Origin of the sequence: Micromonospora parathelypteridis, assembly GCF_014201145.1 — a bacterium.
Classification (GTDB): domain Bacteria; phylum Actinomycetota; class Actinomycetes; order Mycobacteriales; family Micromonosporaceae; genus Micromonospora; species Micromonospora parathelypteridis.
This window is the reverse complement of sequence record NZ_JACHDP010000001.1, coordinates 186,995-209,206: the sequence shown is the minus strand read 5'-3', so window position 1 is coordinate 209,206 and position 22,212 is coordinate 186,995. Positions and strand designations below refer to the sequence as shown.

The 22,212-nt window shown below is 73.0% G+C and carries 20 protein-coding genes; 14 read left to right on the top strand and 6 right to left on the bottom strand.

Going from position 1 to position 22,212, the window contains the following annotated elements:
- Nucleotides 1–33 precede the first annotated feature (33 nt).
- The 4 genes from HNR20_RS00905 (at nucleotide 34) to HNR20_RS00890 (ending at nucleotide 2,770) form a co-directional block, all read left to right on the top strand.
- On the top strand, nucleotides 34–831 hold the full coding sequence (locus tag HNR20_RS00905; protein WP_184175496.1) for a GNAT family N-acetyltransferase: 798 nt from the start codon (nucleotides 34–36) through the stop codon (nucleotides 829–831).
- 81 nt (nucleotides 832–912) lie between these two features.
- Nucleotides 913–1,218 (top strand): DUF1905 domain-containing protein, encoded by a 306-nt coding sequence (locus HNR20_RS00900; RefSeq protein WP_184175494.1) that lies wholly within the window; start codon nucleotides 913–915, stop codon nucleotides 1,216–1,218.
- A gap of 57 nt (nucleotides 1,219–1,275) precedes the next feature.
- Nucleotides 1,276–2,115: an alpha/beta hydrolase gene (locus HNR20_RS00895; protein WP_184175492.1), complete on the top strand. Its 840-nt coding sequence runs from the start codon at nucleotides 1,276–1,278 to the stop codon at nucleotides 2,113–2,115.
- 58 nt (nucleotides 2,116–2,173) lie between these two features.
- Nucleotides 2,174–2,770, top strand: coding sequence for a hypothetical protein (locus tag HNR20_RS00890; protein WP_184175490.1), 597 nt, complete (start codon nucleotides 2,174–2,176; stop codon nucleotides 2,768–2,770).
- Nucleotides 2,771–2,876: 106 nt separating this feature from the next.
- Here the strand turns inward: HNR20_RS00890 and HNR20_RS32570 are convergent, their stop codons facing one another.
- From HNR20_RS32570 to HNR20_RS00875, 3 genes are all read right to left on the bottom strand, one after another.
- Complete coding sequence (locus HNR20_RS32570; RefSeq protein WP_184175488.1) at nucleotides 2,877–7,655, bottom strand: choice-of-anchor A family protein; 4,779 nt, start codon at nucleotides 7,653–7,655, stop codon at nucleotides 2,877–2,879.
- A 152-nt stretch (nucleotides 7,656–7,807) separates the two neighbouring features.
- Complete coding sequence (locus HNR20_RS00880) at nucleotides 7,808–9,541, bottom strand: sulfatase-like hydrolase/transferase (protein ID WP_184175486.1); 1,734 nt, start codon at nucleotides 9,539–9,541, stop codon at nucleotides 7,808–7,810.
- Nucleotides 9,541–10,326 carry a CDP-alcohol phosphatidyltransferase family protein gene (locus HNR20_RS00875; protein WP_184175484.1) on the bottom strand — a complete coding sequence of 262 codons (786 nt, stop codon included), beginning with the start codon at nucleotides 10,324–10,326 and terminating at the stop codon, nucleotides 9,541–9,543. Before HNR20_RS00875 ends, HNR20_RS00880 begins: the two co-directional genes overlap by 1 nt.
- A 94-nt stretch (nucleotides 10,327–10,420) precedes the next feature.
- Here HNR20_RS00875 and HNR20_RS00870 point away from each other — a divergent pair, with 94 nt between their 5' ends.
- From HNR20_RS00870 to HNR20_RS00840, 7 genes are all read left to right on the top strand, one after another.
- Nucleotides 10,421–11,404 (top strand): zinc-dependent alcohol dehydrogenase, encoded by a 984-nt coding sequence (locus HNR20_RS00870; RefSeq protein WP_184175482.1) that lies wholly within the window; start codon nucleotides 10,421–10,423, stop codon nucleotides 11,402–11,404.
- A 2-nt stretch (nucleotides 11,405–11,406) separates the two neighbouring features.
- A complete protein-coding gene (locus HNR20_RS00865) occupies nucleotides 11,407–11,805 on the top strand; it encodes a 6-pyruvoyl trahydropterin synthase family protein (RefSeq protein ID WP_184175480.1) in 399 nt (132 codons plus the stop codon).
- On the top strand, nucleotides 11,805–12,851 hold the full coding sequence (locus HNR20_RS00860) for a glycosyltransferase family 4 protein (RefSeq protein ID WP_184187791.1): 1,047 nt from the start codon (nucleotides 11,805–11,807) through the stop codon (nucleotides 12,849–12,851). Before HNR20_RS00865 ends, HNR20_RS00860 begins: the two co-directional genes overlap by 1 nt.
- Nucleotides 12,848–13,666: a class I SAM-dependent methyltransferase gene (locus HNR20_RS00855; protein WP_184175478.1), complete on the top strand. Its 819-nt coding sequence runs from the start codon at nucleotides 12,848–12,850 to the stop codon at nucleotides 13,664–13,666. Before HNR20_RS00860 ends, HNR20_RS00855 begins: the two co-directional genes overlap by 4 nt.
- A 66-nt stretch (nucleotides 13,667–13,732) precedes the next feature.
- On the top strand, nucleotides 13,733–14,671 hold the full coding sequence (locus HNR20_RS00850; protein ID WP_184175476.1) for a lysylphosphatidylglycerol synthase transmembrane domain-containing protein: 939 nt from the start codon (nucleotides 13,733–13,735) through the stop codon (nucleotides 14,669–14,671).
- A gap of 57 nt (nucleotides 14,672–14,728) precedes the next feature.
- On the top strand, nucleotides 14,729–15,412 hold the full coding sequence (locus tag HNR20_RS00845; RefSeq protein ID WP_184175474.1) for a GTP cyclohydrolase II: 684 nt from the start codon (nucleotides 14,729–14,731) through the stop codon (nucleotides 15,410–15,412).
- The gene (locus HNR20_RS00840; protein ID WP_184175472.1) at nucleotides 15,409–16,137 is read left to right on the top strand and encodes a RibD family protein; all 729 of its coding nucleotides are present in this window, start codon (nucleotides 15,409–15,411) and stop codon (nucleotides 16,135–16,137) included. The genes HNR20_RS00845 and HNR20_RS00840 overlap by 4 nt, the downstream gene beginning before the upstream one ends.
- Here the strand turns inward: HNR20_RS00840 and HNR20_RS00835 are convergent.
- Nucleotides 16,094–16,534, bottom strand: a complete 441-nt coding sequence (locus tag HNR20_RS00835) for a hypothetical protein (RefSeq protein WP_184175469.1) — start codon at nucleotides 16,532–16,534, stop codon at nucleotides 16,094–16,096. The two genes, HNR20_RS00840 and HNR20_RS00835, sit on opposite strands and share 44 nt — an antisense overlap.
- Complete coding sequence (locus HNR20_RS00830) at nucleotides 16,527–17,831, bottom strand: molybdopterin-dependent oxidoreductase (protein WP_308425483.1); 1,305 nt, start codon at nucleotides 17,829–17,831, stop codon at nucleotides 16,527–16,529. The genes HNR20_RS00835 and HNR20_RS00830 overlap by 8 nt, the downstream gene beginning before the upstream one ends.
- A 184-nt stretch (nucleotides 17,832–18,015) precedes the next feature.
- Between HNR20_RS00830 and HNR20_RS00825 the strand changes: the two genes are divergently transcribed.
- Nucleotides 18,016–19,080 (top strand): NAD-dependent epimerase/dehydratase family protein, encoded by a 1,065-nt coding sequence (locus HNR20_RS00825; protein WP_184175467.1) that lies wholly within the window; start codon nucleotides 18,016–18,018, stop codon nucleotides 19,078–19,080.
- A 23-nt stretch (nucleotides 19,081–19,103) separates the two neighbouring features.
- Here the strand turns inward: HNR20_RS00825 and HNR20_RS00820 are convergent, their stop codons facing one another.
- Complete coding sequence (locus tag HNR20_RS00820) at nucleotides 19,104–20,525, bottom strand: hypothetical protein (RefSeq protein ID WP_184175465.1); 1,422 nt, start codon at nucleotides 20,523–20,525, stop codon at nucleotides 19,104–19,106.
- Nucleotides 20,526–20,670: 145 nt separating this feature from the next.
- Between HNR20_RS00820 and HNR20_RS00815 the strand changes: the two genes are divergently transcribed.
- The gene (locus tag HNR20_RS00815; protein WP_184175463.1) at nucleotides 20,671–21,345 is read left to right on the top strand and encodes a glycosyltransferase family 2 protein; all 675 of its coding nucleotides are present in this window, start codon (nucleotides 20,671–20,673) and stop codon (nucleotides 21,343–21,345) included.
- The gene (locus tag HNR20_RS00810; RefSeq protein ID WP_184175461.1) at nucleotides 21,342–22,022 is read left to right on the top strand and encodes a TIGR04282 family arsenosugar biosynthesis glycosyltransferase; all 681 of its coding nucleotides are present in this window, start codon (nucleotides 21,342–21,344) and stop codon (nucleotides 22,020–22,022) included. The genes HNR20_RS00815 and HNR20_RS00810 overlap by 4 nt, the downstream gene beginning before the upstream one ends.
- Nucleotides 22,023–22,212 lie beyond the last annotated feature (190 nt).

Sequence of the window (22,212 nt, the reverse complement as noted above, 5' to 3'; positions counted from 1 at the left end):
GACTGGGCGGCACCGCTGCCATCCTTCGCCGCGATGACGACACCGAATGAACTTCTCGTACTGCACGACCAGCAGGTGCGGGGCACCATCGCCGCACGGCTGCCGAACAACTGGGAGCCGTCGTGGGACGGCCCGATTCTGCAGATCGCCACCCCTGCGCGAGGATTCGCCTTCGCCCAGGATCTCGACGGCCTCAGCAGTGAAGAGCTGGACGCGCACATCGGTCGGGTGCGGGACCGCTGGGCGACGCTGGGCCAGGCGGTCGAGTGGAAGACGTACGGCCACGACCGGCCGGATCTCACCGAGCGCCTGCGGCTGGCCGGGTTCGCGCCGGAGGACGAGGAGACGGTCGTCATCGGTGTGGCAGACACACTGACCACCGCCGGCGAAGTCCCCGACGGCATCACCATCCGCGCCACGACCGACCTTGCCGACCTGCGTCGGATCGCCGCCATGGAGTCCGAGGTCTGGGGCGCCGACTGGTCCTGGCTCGCCGGTGACCTTCGCGACCGCATCGAGTCGGCCCCGGAGAACATCGTCGTGCTCGTCGCGGAGGCCGGGGGCGAGGTCGTGTCGGCCGCCTGGCTGGTCATCATCGCCGGCACGGAGTTCGCGGCGTTGTGGGGTGGATCGACCCTCGCGCAGTGGCGTCGGAAGGGCATCTACCGTGCGCTGGTCGCCCGCCGAGCGCAGATCGCCGCTGACCGGGGCATCAGGTACCTTCTGGTCGACGCGTCCGAGGACAGTAGGCCGATCCTGCAACGCCTTGGCCTGCAGGCCGTGACGACCACCACCCCGTGGGTGTGGAGCCCGACCACCAGCGCGGGATAACAGCGCGGGCGGCCGGCCACGGTCGCCGGACACAGTCATCGCCGCCGCGGAAATGTCGGACCGGTGTGTGATCCTGCGGCCGTGGTTTTCGTCTTCGACGCCGAGTTGTGGTTGTGGGATGCCCGGCGCGCTGAAACGTGGACGTTCGTCAGCCTGCCGGCCGAAGCCTCGCAGGAGATCCGTGAGCTCACCGACGGTTCGCGTCGGGGCTTCGGCTCGGTGCGGGTCCGGGCGACGATCGGTGGCAGCACGTGGGCGACCTCGATCTTCCCCGGCGGCGGCGGTGGCGGCGCGTTCGTGCTGCCGATCAAGCGCGCCGTGCGCAAGGCCGAAGCGTTCGACGTGGGCGACATCGAGACCGTGACCGTCGAACTCATCGACGTGTGACGACCGGCCGCGTTCGGTGGACAGACACTCCAGAGCCGGTGATGCGAGGATGACGCGATGATCGATGCGGCATACCGACGCCAGCGTGACCGGATCGAGCACCGCGACATCGTCGTGCACGAGGTCCCGGGCTTCCGCCCGCTGACGTTGGACCTCGTCGTGCCGCTGGAAGCCCCCCAGCCGGTCCCGGTGCTGCTGTGGATCCACGGCGGCGCGTGGCTGTTCGGCTCGCCCAAGCAACCGGCCGACTGGCTCATGGAGGCCGATCCGTTCACCGCCGCGATACGTGCGGGGTTCGCGGTCGCCTCCGCGCAGTACCGGCTCAGCGGCGAGGCGCACTTCCCCGCGCAACTCGACGACGTCAAGGCGGCGGTGCGCTGGCTACGCCGCAAGGGCGACGAGGTGGGCGTGGACCGCGACCGGATCGGCGTGTGGGGCGAGTCGGCCGGCGGGCACCTGGCCTCGATGGTCGCATTGACGGGGGAGGACCAGGACGACAGCCGCGTCGCGGCCGCCGTCTGCTGGTACGCGCCGGCAAATCTGTTGACCATGCAGTCGCAGGCACACCCGTTGGCGACGATCGACCACGACGCGGCGGACTCACCCGAGTCACTCCTGATCGGCGCCCCGTTGACCGAGAACCCGGGGCGGGGCCGGGCAGCCAGTCCGATCACCTACGTCACCGCCGGGGCCCCACCCATGCTGCTCGTCCACGGCGACCAGGACCTGGTCGTGCCGGTGGGACAGAGCGAGGAGCTCGCCACGGCCTTGACCGCGGCAGGAGCTGAGGTCGAGTTGTCGGTGGTGCCGGGGGCCGACCACTGTTTCGCCGGAGTGCCGTTGGAGCCCCTGGTCCGCGACAGTCTGGCGTTCTTCACCCGAGTCCTCGCCGCGTAGGCGCTCTGGTCACCCTTCGCCACCTGCCGCGCTTGTGGACCGTTCGTACCCTCCTGGCATGACCACGGGGCGGGCGAGCGGACTGAGCACGACGCAGGGCTACTACTGGCACGCCGTCCTGCTCGGAGATCGCTCGCTGGTGCGTCGCCTGCAACCGCGCGCATTCCTCGACCGAAGAGCCTTGGGGGGTGTGCTGCTGGGAATGTTCAGCGTCGCGATTCGCTGGCTGAGCCCCGACCGGCACAACCCGACCGAGATTCGCCTGTTCGCTGAGCGGGTGACCAAGCACACCCACGCGACGTACGGCGTCACCGCGGACGAGGTGTCGCGGGCCATTCTTTGGGAGTTGGGAGACGCGGCCGGCGACGAAGACGTCAGCCCTGCGCATCCCGGCCTGGCGGAGTTGGCGGTCATCGCCACCGCCGTGCGTGATCTCGAGCTCAAGCCCGGCGACATCGATCGCCTGATCAGCAGCGCTGAGGGGCTCGCGAGGCAGCGGGGCATCAATCTCGCCGCCTATCGTCCCGGGCCTGTCATGCGTTGGCGCTTCGAGATGGCAGAGCTCCGTCGGTATGGATACCCGGCCCGGAAACGCTGGAGCGCAGAGCGAATGGGCGCCTTCGTCGACTGGATGCGGGACGACAGCACCGTCTGAGGGAAAGCCTGTGCTGACGGGTCGCGGCTGTGGGCGGCGATGGCGGTGACGTGCCGCGAGGGTCGGACCGGTTCCCCTCCGGTCCGACCCTCGCGATCATCCCGCGCTAGGCGCGGGTCCTACGCTGCCGTGCGACCAGCAGCAGCGTCGCGCCGAGCAGGAGGGCCAGCACGCCACCACTCATCCAGGCCACCGGGTACGACTCGCCGGTCACCGGCAGCTTCCCCTTGACGCGGATCGTGATGGTGGACTCCGGTGCCACCGGTGCCGGACCGTCCGGCGGGGTGCCGGTCGCGGTCGCGGTGTTGCGCAGCGATCCATGGTGGTAGTCGGCCTTGCTGACCGTGTAGGTCGCCGAGCAGGTGACGGCGGCGCCCGCCGCCAGGGTCACGGCCCCGTTGGCCGTCCGGTCCGGACCACAGGTGATCGGGCCGAGGTTGGTCGGCGAGGCCGGCGCGGTGAGAGTGTCGGTGACCGTCACGTCGGTCAGGGTCACCTGCCCGGTGTTGGTGACCACGAACTCGAACGGCACCTGTTCGCCCGGTCGGCCGATCTTGTCGGTGCTGCTGGACTTCACCACGGTGATCGCCGCACCCCGGGTGGCCGTGACCTCGGCGCTGGCCGGCTCGGAGCGTACCGGTGCCGGTGGTTGTTGGCCGGGGACGGTCGGCGGCGTGCCGGCGGCGGCGGCCGTGTTGGTGATCCTGCCGGTCTCGATGTCCGCCGCGGTGACGGTGTACGTCGACGTGCAGGTGGTGCTCGCCCCCGCCACCAGGGTGACGCTGCCGTTGGCCACCGGCGGTGTGCCGCAGGTGATCGGCCCGGGCGTTCCGGTGCCGGAGAATTCGGTCTCGTCGACCGTCACCGCGCTGAGCGAGGTGTTGCCGGTGTTGGTCACGACGAACTCGAACGTGACCGTGTCACCGGCAGCGGACACCACGGCGGGCGTGACCGACTTGGCGATGGCGATGTCCGGGTGCTGGATCGGGATGTCCAGGGACGAGGGCGGGGAGACCGGCGGCGGCCCGACCGGCGGCGTACCGGTGGCCGTGGCGACGTTGACCAACGCGGCGCCGGTGAAGTCCGTCGCGGTCACCGTGTAGGTCGCCCGGCACTGGATGGACGCGCCCGGCGCCAGGGTCACCTCGCCGTTCGGGGTGTCCTGCGGGCCGCAGGTGATCGGCCCGAGCGCGTCCCGTTCGGACGGCGGCAGCACGGTGTCGTTGACGGTCACGTCGGTGAGCGTGAGGCCGCCGGTGTTGACCACCAGGAAGGTGAACGGCACCTGCTGCCCCGGCGCGGTGATCGCCACCGTGGTCGACGACTTGATCACGTCGATGTCGGCGACGACCCCGGCCTGGGGGATGGTCAGCGTCGAGGGCGGCGAGTTCACCGGCGTCCCACCACCCGGGGGCGTCCCGTGCGCGGTGGCGGTGTCGGTGACCCCGTCGTTGTCGAGGTCGGCCTGCGTCACCGTGTAGGTGGCGGTGCAGGCGGTGGACTCGCCCGGGGCGAGGGTGGTGCTCACGCAGGTGATCGGGCCGAGGTTCGCGTTCGACGAGGGCGGTGCCTGGACGTCGGTGACGTTGACGCCGGTCAGGGTGAGCCCGCCGGTGTTGACCACGTGGAACGAGTACGGCACCTGCTGGCCGACCGTGGTGATCGACGCGGTGGTGGAGGTCTTGACCACCGAGATCGCGGCGACCAGCCCGGTCTCGGGGATCGTCAGGGTGGACGGTGGCGAGTTGACGGGCGTGTCACTGCCCGGCGGGTTGCCGTGCGCGGTGGCGACGTCGACGACCGCGTTGTTGTCCAGGTCGGCCTGCGTGACGGTGTAGGTGGCGGTGCAGGCCGTCACCTGACCGGGCGTGAGCGTGGTCTGCGGGCAGGTGATCGGCCCGAGGTTCGCGTTCGACGAGGGCGGGGTCTGCACGTCGGTGACGTTGACGTTGGTCAGCGTGACGTCCCCGTTGTTGATCACGAGGAACTGGTAGGGCACCTGCTGCCCGACCGAGGTGATCGCGGTGGTGGTGGACGACTTGACCACCGCGATCGACGGGGTGAGGTCGGCCGCCGGGATGATCAGCTCGGACGGCGCCGAGTCGACCGGGGTTTCACTGCCCGTCGGGGTGCCGTGCGCGGTGGCGACGTTTGTCACCTCGTCGTTGTCCAGGTCAGCCTGGGTGACGGTGTAGGTGGCGGTGCACGCGGTGGTCTCGCCGGGAGCGAGCGTGGTCTGCGGGCAGGTGATCGGCCCGAGGTTCGCGTTCGACGAGGGTGGGGTCTGCACGTCGGTGACGTTGACGTTGGTCAGCGTGACGCCACCGGTGTTGGCGACCAGGAACCGGTAGGGCACCTGCTGGCCCACCGAGCTGATGGCCGTGGTGGTGGACGACTTCACCAGCGAGATGGCGGGGACGACCGCATCGCCCGGGATCGTCAACGTCGACGGCGGCGACTGCGCGGGCGGCCTGCCTCCGGGCGGGGTGCCCTGCGCGGTCGCGGTGTCGCGTACCGAGCCGAAGTCCAGGTCGGCCTGGGTGACCGTGTAGGTGGCGGTGCAGGCGGTCTGCGCCCCCGGGGCGAGAGTGGTCGCCGCGCAGGTGATCGGGCCGAGGTTGGCGTTCGACGACGGCGGCGTCTGCACGTCGGTGACGCCCACGTTGGTCAGGGTGAACCCACCGGTGTTGACCACGTGGAACGAGTACGGCACCTGCTGTCCGACAGTGCTGATCACCGTGGTGGTGGACGTCTTCACCACCGCGATCGAGGCGACCAGGCCGGTCTCCGGCACGGTCAGCGTCGATGGCGGCGAGTCCACCGGCGTGCCGCCTCCGGGCGGGGTGCCGTGTGCGACGGCGGTGTTGGTGACCCCGTCGTTGTCGAGGTCGGCCTGCGTGACGGTGTAGGTGGCGGTGCAGCCGGTGCGCGCGCCGGGCGCGAGCGTGGTGACGGCGCAGGTGATCGGACCGAGGTTCACGTTCGACGAGGGCGGCGCCTGCACGTCGGTGACGTTGATGTTGGTCAGGGTGAGCCCGCCGGTGTTGACCACGTGGAACGAGTACGGCACCTGCTGCCCGACCGTGGTGATCGACGCGGTGGTGGAGGTCTTCGTCACCGTGATCGACGGGGTCAGCCCCGACTCGGGGATGGTCAGTGTGGACGGCGGCGAGGTGACCGGGGGGCCAGCGGGCGGCGTGCCCTGCGCGGTGGCGGTGTCGGTGACCCCGTTGTTGTCCAGGTCGGCCTGCGTGACGGTGTAGGTGGCGGTGCAGGTGGTGGTCTGGCCGGGCGTGAGGGTGGTGACGGCGCAGGTGATCGGGCCCAGGTTCGTGTTCGACGACGGCGGCGCCTGCACGTCCGTGATGCCGACGTTGGTCAGGGTCACACCGCCGGTGTTGGCGACCAGGTAGCGGTAGGGGACCTGCTGACCCACCGAGGTGATCGACACGGTGGTGGAGGACTTCACCACGGTGACGGCGGCGGCGAGTGGCTGCGCCGGGATGGTCAGGGTGTCCGGCTCGGAGACGACCGGGGGACCACTTGGCGGGGTGCCCTGGGCGGTTGCCACGTTGGTGACTCCGCCGTTGTCCAGGTCGGCCTGGGTGACGGTGTAGGTGGCGGTGCACGCGGTCCGTTCGCCGGGTGCGAGGGTGTTGACGGCGCAGGTGATCGGGCCCAGGTTCGCGTTCGACGACGGCGGGGTCTGCACGTCGGTGACCGAGATGTTGGTGAGCGGGACGCCGCCGGTGTTGACCACGTGGAACGAGTACGGGACCTGCTGGCCGACGGTGGTGATCACCGCGGTGGTCGACGACTTGATCACGTCGATGTCGGCCGGGGTGGATCCCTCGCAGGCGAGCGTGGTGCTGAACGGGAAGTAGTGGATCTCGCCGCCGCGGTGGTCCAGCGTACGGGTGATGACGCTGCCCTCGGTGTTGCTGGCCGAGAGGTCGGCGAGGCTGGCGTTGGGGGCGAAGATGGTGCCCTCGACGGTGGCCGCGGCCTGCGTGAGGGTGAGCGCGGTGGCGGTCGGGAAGTTGAACAGGACGTAGCGCGCCTGCGGGCCACCGATGCCGGCGAAGTTCGGGGCGTTCCAGTCGAAGTCGTTGCCGACGCCGCTGGTGTCCACGTTGACCAGCAGCGGGGTGTCGGCGGTGGGCTGGCTGGCGAACGTCAGCGTCTGGATATTGTTCAGGTCGGCCGCGCTGAGGTTGAGCACGTTTGTCACGCCCGGGGTCAGCGTGACCACGGCGTTGCTGCCGGCCGGGATCGGTCGGGGCAGCACGGCGCCGTTCGGCGTTCGCAGCACCACGGTGTTGCCGCAGGTGGCCAGGCCGGCGGCGTTGTCCCGGAAGGCGGCGAAGGCGCCGGCGAAGTTGATCGGTGCGGCGGGCCCGACGCTGGCCACCGGCTGCCGGGTGACCAGCTCGACCCGCGGGTACGCGTCGTAGTTGTCCGACGGCAGGATCCGGGTGTTGACCTGGGCGCCGTTGTTGTCGGTGTCGCGGACGAACGTGCCGGTCAGGTTGCCGATCTTGGCGTAACCGTTGGAGAGCACCTGGAGGCGGGTGCCGCCGACGCTGCCGGCGAAGTTCACCCGTCCGCCCACGACCAGGGCGGTCGGGTTGGCGTCGCCGGGTACGACGAACGACCCGGCGGTGTTGTTGGCCAGCTGGTAGTTGCCGAAGGTGAGATCGCCGCCGACCGCGAGGGTGCCCTCGTTCTCGTCGTTGATCACGCTGGCGTTGCCCTCGGTCATCACCCCGAAGCTCAGCGCCTCGGCGACCGGGTTGACCGGCCCGACGGCCTCGGCCGCGGCCAGTACCTGGTTCAGCGGGGGCGACGCTGGCGCCGGTGCCAGCAGGGCGTTCACTGCCAGCACGCCACCGACGGCGACCAGCGCCGCAGCCCGTGACCTGCGGCTACCCCACGAAGAAATCTCATCACGCCCCCGATGTGTCCGATGTGCGAGGGGAGCGTAGCGAGGTATTTAATAGCTTATGGGCAATTTGTCCGAATCGGCGCTGGCTGCCGTTAGCGCGGCGCGGCGATCGGCGGTGTCGACGGACCGAAGGCGGTCAGGAACCGGTCCCGGAAGCTGTCCATCGGCCACACCGGAGCGTCCGGCCCGGGCCGTAGCCCCTGCTGCCAGCCCCAACCCGACACCCGATCCAGCACCGCCGGATCGCGGGCCACGATGGTGATCGGGACGTCCCGGCTGGTGCCCTCGCCGGTGACCACCGGGGCGGGCTGGTGGTCACCGAGGAAGACCAGCACCAGGTCGTCGTCCCCGTAGGTCTGCACGTACGAGATCAGCGTCTCCAACGAGTAACCGATGGCCTGCCGGTAACCGGCCCGGACCTGGCCGGTGTCCCGGTCGTCGGCCTCGCCACCGTCCTCGCCGGTCGCGGCGCTGCCGTAGACCGAACCGTCGCCAACCTGGTCCCAGCCGATCATCCGGGGCACGGCCGTCCACGGTGAGTGGCTGGAGATCAGCGGGATCTCCGCCATCAGCGGACGGTCCGCGTCGGCCCGTACCCGCTGCTGGAAGAACTGCATCGTGTACTGGTCGGGCATCGGCGCGTAACTGAACTTCGGCCCCCGATAGCCCAGGGCCTCCGCGTCGTAGTAACGGTCGAAGGAGAAGAAACCCTTCTCCGGCCAGGGCTGGGTGGCGGCCGGCAGCACCCCGACCGTCTGCCAGCCGGCCCGTTGGAACGCGCCGTTGAGGGTGAGCCGGTCGCTGGCCAGCAGGCTGCGGTGGCGCTGCTCGTTGTCCGTCCACAGACCCGACAGCAACGTGTCGTGCGCCAACCAACTGCCGCCGCCGAAGGTCGGTGAGGTGAGGAAGCCGCTGCGGGCCTCGTACCCGGCCGCGCGCAGCCGCTCGGTCCCGGCGTCCAACACGGCGTTGACCTGCGGCGCCAACTCCGGGTCCTCCACCGCGTCGCGCCCGTAGCTCTCCACGAAGGCGAGGATGACGTCCTTGCCGCGCAGCCCGGTCAGGAGTTGGTCACCCGGGACGTCGCGGAACGGGTCGGCGTCGATCTGGGCGGTGAACACCTCCCGGTCACGCAGCCGCTGGTCCACCTGAGCGGCGTGCGCGCCGACCAGCGCCGTGATCTGAGTGTCGGCCACCGGAACGCCCGGCACGACCCGCACTCCGACGACGGCACACGCCACCCAGACGACGGTCAGCGCGGCCACCGTCCGGGTCGCGGCGCGTTCGTGGCGGACCAGCAGCGACGCCAGCCGCCGCAGCGCCAGCGTCAGCACCAGCAGCAGCGCGCCGACGAGCAGCACGACACCCACCGCCGCGCCGACCGCGCCGGCGCGACCGAAGGAGTCCCGGACGAAGCCGTACGCGTCGTCGAGCAGCAACCAGTCCAGTACCAGGTCGAACGGCCGGTCGAGGGCCGTCCGGAAGCCCAGGTCGGCGAGCTTCACGATGGCCAGCAGGCCGAGCAGCGGACCGACCACGGCCACCACCACCCGCCGGGGCCGCGCCGGCAGGGCCAGCAGGAGCGCGCCGACGAGCAACCCCTCCAGCGGGATGCGCAGGAACGCGCCGGGCGTCAGCAGGCCGAGCCGGTCCGGGCCCACCAGCACGGCGAACACCAGGAGAACGGCCAGCACGCTGCCCGCCACCCTCGCCGTCCGCCGGGCCCGGCCGGGAGAAACCCCAGGGGTACGCGGGGACGCGTCAACCCCCGGGCGGTGCGCGCGGAACCGGCCGGTGAGCCGGCGCACCCGGGCGGGAAGGGTCATCACGGCCTCCAGTCGGAGTGGACGCTACCGCCCGAACTGGCCGCCAAGGCGCGCACCGGCAGCCGAGGAGGCACGGTGACGGGTTCCGGCGCGACGGTGGGGCGGTGTCGCCACCGCCACGCCACGTCGCGGCCGAACGACTCGACCAGCATCGCCAGCGCCGCCACCAGCACCAGCGTGGTCCACGGCTCAGGCAGCACCCGCGCGGCGGCCACCGCCAGCAGGACTCCCTGCGCGGCGGCCACCACCTTGCGCCAGTAGCGCGGCGGCAGCGGCCCGTCCAGCCACGGCAGCACCACCATCGCCGCGACGAACGCGTACCGCATCGCGCCGATGGCCAGCACCCACACGCCGGCGGTCGGCGCGACGTACACGCTGAGCACCAGGATGAGGAACGCGTCGACCTCCATGTCGAAGCGGGCGCCCAGCGCGCTGACCGTGCGGGTACGCCGGGCCACCTGGCCGTCCACCGCGTCCAGCAGCAGCGCCACCGCGCTCACCGTGACCAGCAGCCCCACCGGCGCTGGCCGGCCGAACGAGTCCACCACCAGCGCGGCGACCGCGCCGACCAGGATCGCCCGGGTCAGCGTCACCCGGTCGGCGGGGCCCAACCGGGACGCGTCGGCCCGGTGCAGGCCCTGGTTCAACGCGAGGCAGGTGACCACCCCGTAGCCGACCCCGACCAGCCAGCCCGCCGGGCTCAGCCCCACCGTGACGGCCAGCGCCGCCAGCACGGCCAGTTGCGCGGTCAGCCCGATCCTCGGACCACTTCGAACTGTGGGCACCGTACCTCCGTGTTTATGATCGACGACCCCAACAGGGAACACGGAAACGGCGGCCGTTCGGTTCGGCCCGGAGCAAAAGGTGAGGTGCGCGACGGTGAACCGCGAGGCGTACGCCTGCTGGGTGCGCGAGCCCGGCGCGGCGGAGATCCGGCCGGTGTCGCTGCCGACGCCGGGGCCCGACGAGGTGCTGGTCCGTACCCGCTACTCCGGGGTCAGCCGGGGCACCGAGACGCTGGTCTTCGCCGGTCGCGTGCCCGCCGACCAGCACGCCGCGATGCGCGCGCCGTTCCAGGAGGGTGACTTCCCCGGCCCGGTGAAGTACGGCTATCTCAGCGTCGGCGTGGTCGAGCAGGGCCCGCCGGAACTGCTCGGGCGCACGGTGTTCTGCCTGCACCCGCACCAGAGCGCGTACGTCGTGCCGGCCACCGCCGTGGTGCCGGTGCCCGACGGGGTGCCGGCCGCCCGGGCGGTGCTGGCCGGCACGGTGGAGACCGCTGTCAACGCGCTGTGGGACGCGGCGCCGCTGGTCGGAGACCGGGTCAGCGTGGTCGGCGCGGGCATGGTGGGCTGCTGCGTCGCCGCGTTGCTCGCCCGATTCCCCGGCGTCGAGGTCGAGCTGATCGACACCGACGCCCGCCGGGCCGGGGTGGCCGGCGCGCTCGGCGTCGAATTCGCCCAACCGGCCGACGCGACCGGTGACCGGGACCTGGTCGTGCACGCCAGCGCCAGCGGGGCCGGCCTGCAACGCTCCCTTGACCTGCTCGCGCCGGAGGGCACGGTCATCGAGCTGAGCTGGTACGGCGACCGCCCGGTGCAGGTGTCGCTGGGCGGGGCGTTCCACTCCGGTCGACTGACCGTCCGCAGCAGTCAGGTCGGCATGGTCGCACCCGCCCGGCGGGGGCGCCGCAGCTACACCGACCGGCTGGCGCTAGCCCTGGACCTGCTCGACGATCCGGCCTTCGACGCGCTGATCACCGGTGCGTCCCGGTTCGCGGAGCTACCCGACGTGCTCGCCAGACTGAGCGCGGGTGACCTTCCCGCGCTCTGCCACCTCATCACCTACGACGACGGGGAGTGACCGTGTTTAGCGTGACCGTTCGGGATCACATGATGATCGCCCACAGTTTCCGGGGCGAGGTGTTCGGCCCTGCCCAGCGCCTGCACGGGGCGACGTTCGTGGTGGACGCGACGTTCCGCCGTGCCGACCTGGACTCCGACGGCATCGTGGTCGACATCGGCCTGGCCACCGAGCAGCTGCGGGCCGTGCTCAGCGAGCTGAGCTACCGCAACCTCGACGACGAGCCGGCCTTCGCCGGGGTGAACACCACCACCGAGGTGCTGGCCCGCACCATCGCGGACCGGTTGGCCGAGCGCGTACACGCCGGCGAGTTGGGCGCCGGCGCACGCGAGCTGGCGGGCATCACCGTCACCCTGCACGAGTCGCACGTCGCCTGGGCCAGCTACGAGCGGTCGCTGTGATCGATGCGGGCCGGGCGGTGCACGTCGTCCTGCCCGGTGACATCGACGACCCGACCACGCCCAGCGGTGGCAACACCTACGACCGGCGGATCTGCACGGGGCTGGGCGAGCGCGGCTGGGCGGTGCACGAGCACCCGGTGCCCGGCGCGTGGCCGCACCCCGGGCCGGCCGACCGGGCAAAGCTGGCCGAGGTGCTCGCCGCCGCGCCCGACGACGCCGTGGTGCTGCTCGACGGTCTGATCGCCTCGACCGTGCCGGACCTGCTCGCCCCGCACGCCCGCCGGTTGCGGCTGGTCGTCCTGGTGCACATGCCGCTGGACGACGAGGCCGAGGCGCGAGCACTGGCCACCGCGCGGGCCGTCGTCACCACCAGCGAGTGGACCCGCCGCCGTCTGCTGCTGCGCCACCCGCTGCCCACCGACCGCGTCCGGGTTGCGCCGCCGGGGGTGACGCCAGCGCCGCCGGTACCCCCCGGCTCGGCCACCGGTAACCGGCTACTCTGCGTGGCCGCGGTCACCCTCCACAAGGGTCACGACGTGCTGGTCGACGCCCTGACCGTCCTGGCCGGGGTTCCCTGGACGCTGGTCTGCGCCGGCACGCTGACCCGGGAGCCCGACCTGGTGCACCGGCTGCGTGACCGACTCGCCGGTGCGGGCCTCGCCGACCGGGTCCGGCTGGCCGGCCCGCTGACCGGGGCGGCGCTCGACTCCGCGTACGCCGCCGCCGACCTGCTGGTGCTGCCGTCGCGGGGCGAGACGTACGGCATGGTCGTCACCGAGGCGCTGGCCCGCGGCCTGCCGGTGCTGGGCACCCAGGTGGGCGGCGTACCGGAGGCACTCGGCCGTACCCCCGACGGTGACCTCCCGGGTCTGCTCGTCCCGCCGGACGACCCGGCCGCGCTGGCCGGCGCGCTGAGCTGGTGGCTGGGCGACGACGCGCTGCGGGGCCGGCTGCGGCGTGCTGCCCTCGCCCGGCGCGACACCCTGACCGACTGGCCGGCGACCGTCGGGTTGCTGGCCGCCGTGCTGAGAGAGGTGGCGGAATGACCGTCGAGGAGACCCTGCCGTTCGCCGACTGGCTGCGGTTGCGGGAGCCGGCCGACGCGGCGGCGCGCGCCGAGGACCTGCTGGACGCCGTCCGCCCCCGGCTGATCGGTGACGCCCCGACGGTGATCCATGACCTGGGCAGCGGCACCGGCTCGATGAGCCGCTGGCTGGCCACCCGGTTGCCCGGCCCGCAGCACTGGGTGCTGCACGACCGGGACGCCGACCTGCTGGCCCGCGCCGCCGACGGCATGACCGGGGTGACCGCCGCCGACGGCGCCCCGGTCACCGTGAGCACGCGGTGCGGTGACCTCACCCGGCTGAGCGCCGCCGACCTGGCCGACGGTTCCCTGGTCACCGCGTCCGCGTTGCTGGACATGCTCAGCGCCGAGGAGATCGAGCGGGTGGTGGCCGCCTGCGTCGGCCGCCCCGCCCTGTTCGCCATCTCGGTGACCGGGCGGGTCCGGCTCAGCCCGGCCGACCCGTTGGACGCGGCGGTCGAGGCCGCGTTCAACGACCACCAGCGGCGTACCGTCGACGGCCGGCGGCTGCTCGGCCCGGACGCCGTCGCCGCCACCGCCTCCGCGTTCGCCCGCCGTGGTGTCGACGTACGGGAACGGCTCAGCCCGTGGCACCTCGGCCCGGAGCAGGCCGACCTGGCCGCCGAGTGGTTCCGAGGCTGGCTGGGTGCGGCCTGCGAGCAGCGCCCCGACCTGGCCGGACCGGCCCACGAGTACGCCCAGCGCCGGCTGGCCGACGCGGCGGCCGGTCGGCTCACCGTGCAGGTCGAGCATCGCGACCTCCTCGCGGGCGGATGAACCGTTCACGCCCTGGGTACGTGCACTAGGGCAAGTGGACGATCTTCAAGGGGAGGGCCGGCGTCGATGTTCTGGGCCTGGGCACGATTGGTCGGCGGGGTGGGTCTGCTCGCCGTCCTGCTGTGGCAGGTGGGGGGCGGCCCGTTCCTCGCCGGAGTGCGACTGATCGACGCTCCGGCGCTGACCGCGGCGCTGCTGATCGGGCTGGTCACCACGGTCTGCGCGGCCTGGCGGTGGAGCCTGGTCGCCGGTGGCCTGGGCGTGCGGCTGCCCCTGGCGACCGCGGTGGCGCACTGCTACCGGGCGGTGTTCCTCAACGCCACCCTGCCCGGTGGGGTGCTCGGCGACGTGCACCGGGCGGTACGCCACGGCCGCGACGCCGGTGACGTCAGCCGGGGCATCCGTGCGGTGATCTGGGAGCGTACCGCCGGGCAGGTCGTCCTGGTCGGAGTCGCCCTGGTGGTGCTCGCGGCCTTCCCGTCCCCGGTGCGGCCCTACCTGCCGGTCGCCGCCGTGCTGCTCGTCGCGGGCGGGCTGGTCGCGGTGCTGCTGGCCCGGGCCGTTCCGAACGCCGGCCGATCGCGTTGGGCGAGAGCGGCGCGTACCGCCGTGGCGGACGTGCGGTCCGGGCTGCTGGCCCGGCGCACCTGGCTCGGCGTGCTGATCGCCTCCGCCGTGATGGTCGCCGGTCACCTGGCCACCTTCCTGGTGGCGGCGCGCACCGCCGGTGCGGACGCCCCACTGTCGCGGCTACTGCCGCTGACGCTGCTCGCCCTGCTCGCCATGGGCCTGCCGTTGAACGTCGCCGGCTTCGGGCCACGCGAGGGAGTGGCCGCGTGGGTGTTCGGGGCGGCGGGGCTCAGCGCGGCCCAGGGTGTCGCCACCGCCACCGTCTACGGGGCTCTGGTGTTGGTGGCCAGCCTGCCCGGCGCCGCCGTGTTGCTGGCCCGGCGGAGCCGGGTTCCCGCCGCCGCCCGGGAAGCCGCCTCCAGCGGCGGTTGTTGATCGGTTGTGAGACGCTACGCGTCGCCGCGCGGCGGTGGCGCCGGACGAAGGAGTCCCATGCCCGAAGCATTGCCGGTCGCCACGATCCGTACGCAGGTCACGGTGCCACTGTCCTTCCCCGACGGTTACGCCACGACCGTCCGGGTGTTCTCGTTCAAGGGTCTGGTCGACGGTCGGGAGCACCTCGCCCTCGGCCTGGGTGACTGGGCGGGCGCGCTGGATCGGCTCGCCGCCGGCGGCGAGCCGCCGCTGGTCCGCCCGCACAGCGAGTGCCTGACCGGCGACGTGTTCGGCAGCCAACGCTGCGACTGCGGGCCGCAGTTGCGCGAGGCGGTGCAACGGATCGCCGAGTTCGGCGGTTTCCTGCTGTACCTGCGGCAGGAGGGCCGCGGCATCGGCCTGTACGCCAAGCTCGACGCGTACGCGCTGCAGGACGCCGGGCTGGACACCTACCAGGCCAACGTCGCGCTGGGTCGGGGCGAGGACGAGCGGGACTACACCGCCGCCGCGCAGATGCTGGCCACGCTGGGCGTGCCGCGGATTCGACTGCTGAGCAGCAACCCGGACAAGGCGGAGCAGTTGACCCGCCTCGGTCTGGAGGTCGCCGAACGGGTGCCCACCAGCGTCTTCCTCTCCCCGGCGAACGCCGGCTACCTGGCGGCGAAGGCGGCCAAGGCGGCGGAGACCGAAGCAGCGGAGGCGCTCGCGGCGCGTACTCCTGAGCGGCCCGTCTCCCAATGAGCTGCTCGACGCGGCCGTACGTGCTGCTGAGTTGCGCCACCTCGATCGACGGGTACATCGACGACGCCTCCGACCAACGGTTGATGTTGTCCAATGCGGACGACCTCGACCGGGTCGACGCGGTCCGGGCCAGCTGCGACGCGATCCTGGTCGGTGCCGGCACCGTCCGCCGTGACGATCCCCGGTTGCTGGTCCGCTCCGCGAGGCGGCGCGCCGAGCGGGTGGCGTGTGGCCGACCCGCCTCGCCCACCAAGGTCACCCTGACCGCCCGCGGTGACCTCGACCCGACCGCCCGGTTCTTCACCGCCGGTGACGCGGCCCGACTCGTCTACTGCGCCACGGGCGCGCTGGAGAAGACCCAGGAACGCATCGGCCGACAGGCCACCGTGGTCGACGCGGGCGACCCGGTCGACCCGGGTTGGCTGCTGGCCGACCTGGCCGGGCGAGGCGTAGGGCGGTTGATGGTGGAGGGCGGCGGGACGGTGCACGCCCAGTTCCTCGCCGCCGGTCTCGCCGACGAGCTGCACCTGGTGGTCGCCCCGTTCTTCGTCGGCGACGGCCGGGCGCCCCGGTTCGTCGGCGAGGGAAACTTCCCGTGGCACCCGGGCCACCGCGCCCGGCTGGCCGAGGCCCGCCAGATCGGCGACGTGGTGCTCCTCCGCTACGCCCTCTCCGACCGCTTCACCGAAACCGGCGGCGGCGCAGGAGGTAGGTCACTGCGCTGAGGAGGAACAGGGCCGCGCTGAGGAAGAGCCAGCGGGCCAGGTAGGGCCGCTGGTCCTGGCCGGTGGCCGCCTGGTGGGTGGCCTCGCCGAGGCGGAGGATGCCGGGGGAGTAGACGACGAACAGCAGGGCCGTGCCGAGCGCGGGGACTCGCAGGTGGTTGAGCAGTGCGACCCGGCCGCGCACCAGCCGACGCAGCACACGGTCGGCGCTCGCGTACACCGGGAAGAGCACCAGGTCGTGGGCGATGGCCGCGCCGACGAACCAGAGCAGCATCCGACCGAACGTCGCCTCCCCGGCCAGCCGCAGCGCCACCCAGCCGGCGAGCACGATGGCCGCCGTCACCACGACGAGATGCCAGGGCGCGGCGCCGTAGCCGGCGCGCAGCCGGTCAGTCATCGGCACGCCCCCGAAAGTCGATCTCGGCGACCCACTTCGTGCAGTGCACCCCGGGTAGGGCCGGCACGATGACCCGGGCCGGGTAGCCGTGGTCGGGGGAGAGGTCGACGCCGTTGACCCGCAGGGCGAGCAGCGCGTCCGGGTCGACGACCTGGTTGGACGCGAGCACCGCCGTCCGGAACAGCCCGGCCTGCTCCAGCGACGACACCCGCGCGCTGGCCGGGTCGGCCACCCCGGCGAGCACGGCCAGGTCACGTAGCCGCACCCCAGTCCAGGTCTGCCGGGTCGACCAGCCCTCCACGCAGGCGATCGGCAGCGCGGCGGTGTGCTGCGCCATGGCCAGCAGCCCGGGTCGGTCCAGGGTCACCGTCCGTCCACCGCCGCGCAGGGTCAGCCGCCAGCCGGCACCGGTCTGCTCGGGGCGTACGCCGGCGGCCGCGACGGTGCGGTTGACCGGGAAGCCGTTCGGCCCGGGGCCGGGCTGCCGTCCCCGAGGCAGCAGCAGCGCGGTGTGGCGCAGCGGGCCGTCCAGGCTCTGCCCGATGGTCAGCGCACCCAGCAGCAGCGCACCACCACCGACGAGACCGACCGCGCCGCGTCGGCTGAGGGTCGCCGACCCGGGGTCGGCGGCGACCAGGCCGTCCGGGTCGGGCGGCTCGGGTCGGGTCGCCGTACGCGGGGTACGCAGCTCCGCGCCGAGCGGGCGCGACCGCAGTGCGGTCACCAGCCGGGGAAACTTGATGACCACGTGCGCCACGAACGCACCGGTGAAGACCCAGGCCCCGAAGTAGTGGGCGGTGTAGAAGTCGAAGCCGAAGATGTACGAGTACTGGATGTTCAGCAGGCCGGTGGCGATCTGGAACAGGATCCCGCCGACCAGCAACAGGAGGGTGAGCCGCTCCAACACCTGGGCCGGTGACCGGACCGGCGGCCAGGTGAACAGCTTCGGGATCACCGACCAGAGTTTGCCCAGCACCACCGGGATGAGGACGATCCCGAGCGTCACGTGCAGGCCCTGGGTGACCCGGAACAGCCAGGACGGCCGGGTCGGCCAGTCGAAGGTGGGTAGCCGCAACCAGCCCACGTTCGTCGGGAGCGCCTGGTCGAACCGGGGGCCGTAGGCGGCGTAGTCGAGCAGCCCGGTGATGATGACCAGGGGCAGTGCGACCAGCAGCACCGACCCGTAGACGGCGGTGAGCCAGGGCCCGCGCAGCGGGCTGCGCCAGCTTCGCTCGACCGTGTCCACCCCGGGCGGTTTCCACCCGCCGTCGCGTCGACCGGATCTGCTCGGGGACACCGCGGCTCCTTCCTCGCCGCCGTGGGCCGGCGACGGGTGCACTGCCGGCAGGCTAGACCGCGCGGGTACGGCCCGGACGGGTTTGCCGCATTACCGAACGCTTACCGGGCTGCCAGGTTGTGAACTCCTCACGGGTCACCCGAACCGGCCCGCCGGGCATCCGCACCGCCCTACCGTGACGGGAATGCGGGTACTGGTCACCGGCGCGGCCGGGTTCATCGGATCGCAGGTCGTCGACCTGCTCGTCGAGCAGGGGCACGAGGTGGTGGCGCTGGACGCGCTGCTGCCGCAGGCGCACGGCGGGGAACTGCCCGCCTGGTCGCGGCGGCACGACGTGGTACGCGGCGACGTCCGCGACGGCCCACTGTTGGACCGGTTGCTGACCGGGGTGGACGCGGTCTGCCACCAGGCGGCGATGGTCGGGCACGGCATGGACCCGTCGGACGCGCCCGACTACGTGACGCACAACGACTACGGCACGGCGGTGCTGCTGGCAGCGCTGCACCGGGCCCGGATCGGTCGGCTGGTGCTGGCCAGCTCGATGGTGGTCTACGGCGAGGGGCGCTACACCTGCCCCGGCCACGGCACGGTGCGTCCCGCGCCCCGGCGGCCCGAGGATGTGGCCGCCGGCCGGTACGACCCGACCTGCCCGCGCTGCGGCCTCGGCCTCGACCCGGCACTCGTGCCCGAGGACGCCCCACTTGAGCCCCGCAGCACGTACGCGGCGAGCAAGCTCGCCCAGGAACACCTGGCCGCGGCGTGGGCCCGGCAGACCGGTGGCGCGGTCTGGGCGCTGCGCTACCACAACGTCTACGGCCCCCGCATGCCCCGCGACACCCCGTACGCCGGGGTAGCGTCGATCTTCCGGTCCGCGCTGGCCGCCGGTGCGGCCCCCCGGGTGTTGGAGGACGGCCGGCAACGGCGTGACTTCGTGCACGTCAGCGATGTGGCGCGCGCCAACCTGCTGGCCCTGACCAGCACCGCGTCGCCGGCCACGCTGATGCCGGTGAACGTCTGCTCGGGCGAGCCGCACACCGTCGGGGAGTTGGCGGTGACCCTGGCCGAGGCGATGGGCGGGCCGGCCCCGCAGGTGGTCGGCGGTGCCCGGGCGGCCGACGTGCGGCACGTGGTGGCCGACCCGCGCCGAGCCGCCGACCTGCTCGGCTACACCGCCCGGGTCGGCTTCGCCGAGGGCGTGGCCGGCTTCGCCACCGACCCGCTGCGCGAACCAGCGGCCGTGGCCGGCTGACCGCCCGGAAGGCGCTGTGGCGGCTAGGACACCGTCCAGAGCAGGTGGTTCACCGCCAGCGCGGTGGCCGCCTGCGCAGCCAGCCACCAGCGCCGCGACCCCGCCGGCAACCAGGCGGTGGCCACCAGCAGCCACACGACGAACGGCAGCCAGATCCGCTCCACCTCGGCCTTGCTCAGTCCGGACAGGTCCGCGCCGAGCACCGCCAGCGCGGCGGCCAGCGGCAGCAGCACCGTCGGGCCGGCCGCGCGTACCGCTGCCAGCTGGCCCAGTCGGCGGCTGGCCCGCCACCGGCCCACCGTCGCGGGCAGTCCGAGCGCCGGGGGTCGCCGTGCTGCGGCGACGAGCGCCCGGCGCAGCGCCGGCCCGAGCACCGGCCCGGCGCTGAGCAGGAGCGCGGCCAGATTGGCCCACACCCAGTATCGGTACGGCCGGTCGGCCGCCCAGCCCTGGTAGTACCGCTCGACCACCAGTTGGTAGCCGACCCACCACTGGAAACCGGCGGCGACGAAGACCCCCGTCACGGCAGCCGCCCCGGCGCACGCGGCGAGCAGCGCGCCCCACCGGTGGGTGCGGCGCAGCGCCAGCACGGCCAACGCCAACACGCCGACCAGCAGGAATCCGTACGACAGGTGCAGCGCGAAGCCGAGCAGCGCGCCGCCGACCGCGGCGACGGCCCGGCCGCGTACCGCCAGCAGGGCCAGGCCTGCGGCGACCACGCCGGCGAAGATCCCGTCCGCGGAGGCGCCCACCCACACCGCGCCGGGCAGCAGCACGAGGAACGGGATGACCGCGCGGGCCGCGTCGGCCGCGCCGAGCGCCCGCAGGGTCACCGGCACCGACACCGCGACCGTGGCCCCAACCAGCACACAGGCCAACCCCGCGGCGGCACCCCCACCCAGGCCGACCCGGTCCAGCCAGACGAAGATCAACAGTGCGCCCGGCGGATGCCCCGCGGTGTGGGTGGACCAGGCGTCCGGCTGGAAGTCCAGGATCCGATCGGTGAACCCGGCCAGCATCGCCGGGATGTCGGTGACCCCCGGGACCTCGCGCGGATACTCGCCCTGAGCGGTGAGCCGCCGGGTCAGTCCCGCCGTCCAGCCGTCCACCAGGGCCAACGACAACGTCCACGCCACGGCTGCCAGCCACGCGGAGATCAGCAGAAGGCCCCACCGAGCGGTAATGGCCCACCGCGCCCCCCAGCCCACCACCGCGACCGCGACCAGCAGCGCGGCGGGGCTGCCCCAGCCGAGGTGCGGTCGCCAGGTCGCATAGAGCGGGGCGGTGTCGGCGTGCAGGCCGGCGCCGCGCGCGTTGAGCAGCGCGCCCACCAGCACGGCCACCGCGACCAGCGCCACCTCCACGCCCAGCACCAGCAGGTCGCCGGAAGAGCGGCGGATCGGCGTCCGTCCGGAGGTGGCGGGGGGAGCGGTGGTCGAGGTCATGACCACCGGACGGTACGGCGGCCACCGGCCCCTGCGGAGCGGAACCGTCGGCCCGTCATCGGACGGTAAGAAATGCGCAGGTGGCAGGGGTTCGGTAAGCACATTCCGGCCTCCGCCACCCCGGTGCCGCCCTAGCGTCGGCGATATGCCGACTCAGATCGACGTGGTGCTGCCCTGCCTGGACGAGGCGGCGGCCCTGCCCGGCGTACTCACCGCTCTGCCGCCCGGCTACCGGGCCATCGTGGTGGACAACGGGTCCCGGGACGGCTCGCCCGAGGTCGCGGCCCGGCACGGTGCCCGGGTGGTCCACGAGCCCCGCCGTGGCTACGGCGCGGCGGTGCACGCTGGGCTGGAGGCTGCTGACGGCGAGCTGGTCTGCGTCCTCGACGCCGACGGCTCATTCGACCCCGCCGAACTGCCGGCCCTGGTAGCGCCGGTGCTGGATGGCACGGCGGATCTCAGCGTGGGCCGGCGACGGCCGGTCGGGGCCGGGGTGTGGCCATGGCATGCCCGCGCCGGCACAGCGCTGGTGGCGGCGTTGCTGCGCCGTCGGGGCGTACCGCTGCGGGACCTCAGCCCGATCCGGGTGGCCCGCCGCGCCGCGTTGCTGGACCTCGGCGTTGCCGACCGGGCCTTCGGCTACCCGCTCGAACTGCTGATCCGCGCGGCCGCCGCCGGTTGGCGGATCCACGAACTGGACGTCACGTACGCGCCCCGGGCCGCCGGCACCCGTTCCAAGGTGTCCGGCTCGGTCCGGGGCACCCTGCGCGCCACCCGCGACTTCGCCGGCGTGCTGCGTACCGTGGATGGTCCCCGGTGACCGTCCTGCTGGTGGTCGCCAAAGCGCCGGTCGCCGGAGCGGTGAAGACCCGCCTCTGTCCACCGGCCACCGCCGCGCAGGCGGCCCGGATCGCCGCCGCGGCGCTGCGCGACACCCTCGACGCGGTCCGCGCGACCCCCGGGGTGACCCCCGTGCTGGCCTGCGCGGGCCAGCTGACCGAGGCCGAGGACTTCGCCGAGTTGACCGCCGCGCTGATCGGCTGGCCGGTGTTCGCGCAGCGGGGCGCGGGCCTTGGCGACCGGCTCGCCAACGCGTACGCCGACGTGGCGGCCGCGTATCCGGGCCGGCCGGTGCTGCAGATCGGGATGGACACCCCACAGGTGACCCCGACCCGGCTGGCCGCCGCGGTCCGTCGGCTGCGTACCGCCGACGCGGTTCTCGGCCGGGCGCACGACGGAGGCTGGTGGGCGCTGGGCCTGCGCGACCCCCGGCACGCGATTGTGCTGCGGGCGGTGCGGATGTCGACGCACGACACCGGCCAGGACACCTGGGAGGCGTTGACCCTGCGAGGGCTGCGCACCGCACCGCTGCCGGTGCTGCGCGACGTCGACGAGTGGCCCGACGCGCTCGCGGTGGCGGTCGAGGTGCCCGAGAGTCGGTTCGCCCGGCAGGTCGCGGCGGTCCACCGCACCCTGGTGCCGCCCGACCGGTGGTGAACCGGGTCGGGCCACCCCTCCGGGTCGCCGTCCCCGACGGGCCGTCCGGGAGCGGCGCGGCGCGGCACGGTCCCCGCATGATCCACTCCATATCGCCGACATTGCGGTGTCCAGCCGCCCGGATGCCGCGATATCGCCGATATGGAGTCGATCAGGAGCGTCAGCCTGCGCGACGTGCAGATCGCCGCCC

What these genes read in the sequence shown, in the direction of transcription:
- HNR20_RS00905 (WP_184175496.1), top strand. Translation starts at nt 34, where the DNA reads ATGACGACACCGAATGAACTTCTCGTACTGCACGACCAGCAGGTGCGG.
- HNR20_RS00895 (WP_184175492.1), top strand. Translation starts at nt 1,276, where the DNA reads ATGATCGATGCGGCATACCGACGCCAGCGTGACCGGATCGAGCACCGC.
- HNR20_RS00890 (WP_184175490.1), top strand. Translation starts at nt 2,174, where the DNA reads ATGACCACGGGGCGGGCGAGCGGACTGAGCACGACGCAGGGCTACTAC.
- HNR20_RS00880 (WP_184175486.1), bottom strand. Translation starts at nt 9,541, where the DNA reads ATGACCCTTCCCGCCCGGGTGCGCCGGCTCACCGGCCGGTTCCGCGCG.
- HNR20_RS00855 (WP_184175478.1), top strand. Translation starts at nt 12,848, where the DNA reads ATGACCGTCGAGGAGACCCTGCCGTTCGCCGACTGGCTGCGGTTGCGG.
- HNR20_RS00850 (WP_184175476.1), top strand. Translation starts at nt 13,733, where the DNA reads ATGTTCTGGGCCTGGGCACGATTGGTCGGCGGGGTGGGTCTGCTCGCC.
- HNR20_RS00845 (WP_184175474.1), top strand. Translation starts at nt 14,729, where the DNA reads ATGCCCGAAGCATTGCCGGTCGCCACGATCCGTACGCAGGTCACGGTG.
- HNR20_RS00840 (WP_184175472.1), top strand. Translation starts at nt 15,409, where the DNA reads ATGAGCTGCTCGACGCGGCCGTACGTGCTGCTGAGTTGCGCCACCTCG.
- HNR20_RS00835 (WP_184175469.1), bottom strand. Translation starts at nt 16,534, where the DNA reads ATGACTGACCGGCTGCGCGCCGGCTACGGCGCCGCGCCCTGGCATCTC.
- HNR20_RS00825 (WP_184175467.1), top strand. Translation starts at nt 18,016, where the DNA reads ATGCGGGTACTGGTCACCGGCGCGGCCGGGTTCATCGGATCGCAGGTC.
- HNR20_RS00820 (WP_184175465.1), bottom strand. Translation starts at nt 20,525, where the DNA reads ATGACCTCGACCACCGCTCCCCCCGCCACCTCCGGACGGACGCCGATC.
- HNR20_RS00815 (WP_184175463.1), top strand. Translation starts at nt 20,671, where the DNA reads ATGCCGACTCAGATCGACGTGGTGCTGCCCTGCCTGGACGAGGCGGCG.